Here is a 2,504-nt window from a genome sequence, read left to right as displayed (position 1 = left end):
GCGGGTACTGGGCGTCCGGCTCGAGCATGGCCGTTGCCAGCGGCCAGGTCATCTCAGGAGTCATGCCTGGCTGCGCGGTAACCACCAAGCAGTAGTCGATGCACTGTGTGGGGCTCGTACTCCGTTCCCAATGGGATGGATGCGGGCCCCTCACCCGTATTCAACGCTTGATCATCAATCACTATTTCAAAGGAGAGTAATGAAGCAGACCAAGAGAGTCGCCTTGGCGAGCAGGAAGGCCCTGACCTTCGCCGCTGCCGCGACGACGTTGTTTGCCGGACTGACCTTGGGCACGGCGGTCACACCGGAAGCCGAGGCATCCACGGCGACGCGAGACAGTTACGCCGACACGGTCGGCAATCCGACCTTCGAGGCGGCACGGCAGAAGTACGGCCTGCCCAAGGACATGAAGGACGGTGCCACGCTCCATGCCTTCGAATGGTCGTTCAAGACCATCATGGAGAACATTCCGGATATTGCCAAGGCCGGCTATACCTCCATCCAGACCGAGCCGATCGTCAAGATCAAGGACAACCGCAAGCTCGGTACCGGCAACTGGTATCTCAACTGGTACTACGTGTATCAGCCGACCGACATGGCCATCGGCAACTACGTGGTCGGCTCGGAGGATGAGTTCAAGGAAATGTGCGCCATGGCCCACCAGTATGGCCTGCGCATCATCGTCGACTCCGTGTCCAACCATTTCACCTCAGACTTCGATGTGATCGAGGGCAAGTGGAAGAACAAGAGCTACTTCCATGAGGACAAGCAGATCTCCGACTACAACAACCGTGAGGACTGCACCCAGCACAAGCTGTCCGGCCTGTGGGATCTGAACACCCAGGATGACACCGTGGCGCAGGGCATGGCCGACCTGCTCAAGCAGACCGTCGCGGACGGTGCAGACGGTTTCCGCTACGACGCGGCCAAGCATATCGAGCTTTCCGACGAGGTGTTCGGCGGCAAGCAGTCGCATTACTGGGACACCATCCTGAAGAACGGTGCACAGTACCAGTACGGCGAGGTGCTTGAAGACGCGAACGTCCGCGAAGCCGATTATGCCAACATGTTCAACGCCAGCTCCGTCGGCGGTGGCGGCATCACCGATTCCAGCTACGGCCATGAGGTGCGCAACGCCGTGCAGTTCAAGAATCTCGGCGCAAGCCATTTCACCTCCCACAGCAAGGTGACTGAAGACAAGTCCGTGAACTGGGTGGAGTCGCACGACAACTTCGCTAACGGCGAGGCCAACATCCCGCAGGAGCTTTCCGATGAGTGGATCAAGTACGGCTGGGCCGGCGTGACCGCGCAGAAGAACGGCATGAGCCTGTTCTTCGACCGCCCGTACAAGGACGGCGGCACGTATGGCACCACCCAGGGGCCGTTCACTGAGAAGTCCAAGCTCGGCGATGCCGGCTCCGACCTGTGGAAGGATCCGGAAGTCGTGGCCGTCAACCACTTCCGTAACGCTATGGTTGGTGAGAATTCCAACATCTCCAATTGTGGTGACGACAATTGTCTGATGGTGGAACGCTATGCCGGTTCCGCCGCACAGGACGGCATGGTGGTGGCCAACGCCAACGGTGCTGACAAGAATCTTACCGGCACCGGCACCAAGCTCGCCAACGGAACCTATACGGATGAGGTGACCGGTTCCACCATCACCGTGTCCGGCGGCAAGGTCACTTCCGGCTCTGTGAAGGCGAAGTCTATCGCAGCATTCTCCAACAAGACGCGTTCCGGCAAGGTCTCCACCGCCGAGGCGTACCCGAACAAGGGCACCATTCCCGGCACTTCCAAGAAGATCACGCTTCGCGCCTACCAGGCCTCCGACACCACGTACACCACCTCCGACGGCCAGTCCGGCTCCTACAAGGACGGCGATGTTATCAAGATCGGCTCCACCGCGAAGAGCGGCCAGGTCATCACCGTAACGGTGAAGGGCACCGGTGCCGACGGCGAAACCATCAAGCATACGTACTCGTATACCAAGCATGGCGACCCGACCTACGATCCCAATGACGGTACGCAGAGCCCGTGCGATAAGTACTGCATGCAGTACATGGACAAGAACGGGTACGACCCGGACAAGTACATCGATGCAGAAGAACCGAACTACGAGGGCGGTGAAGACGCCACAGTGACCGCGGTGAAGATCTCCGGCGACACCTCCATGGATCTTTCCGCAACACAGAGCCTGCAGCTCAAGGCATCGGTCACTACCGACCCGGCCAACAGCCGCGTCACCGTGAACTGGTCCTCTTCGGATGAATCACTGGCTACCGTCGACAAGACCGGCAAGGTCACGGGTCTGAAGGCTGGAACGGTGAAGATCACCGCCAAGGCCGGCGACAAGAGCGATACCGTCACGCTTACGCTGACTGGCATTGCGCCTGTGGCGAAGAACGTCATCTACGCGACCAAGCCCTCCGGTTGGGGCAAGATGTACGCGTACGTGTACACGGGCGACGGCGCCAGCGCGGTCAACAACGCGGCCTGGCCCG

Annotated in this window: 1 protein-coding gene; it reads left to right on the top strand. The window is 59.9% G+C overall.

What is annotated here, in order from left to right:
• Positions 1-199 precede the first annotated feature (199 nt).
• Positions 200-2,504, top strand: a 2,305-nt coding sequence (locus BUB29_RS09460; RefSeq protein WP_234945729.1) for an Ig-like domain-containing protein, incomplete at its 3' end; no start/stop codon positions are given.

Source organism: Bifidobacterium merycicum DSM 6492 (assembly GCF_900129045.1).
GTDB lineage: Bacteria > Actinomycetota > Actinomycetes > Actinomycetales > Bifidobacteriaceae > Bifidobacterium > Bifidobacterium merycicum.
This window is presented reverse-complemented; position numbering and strand designations above follow the sequence as displayed.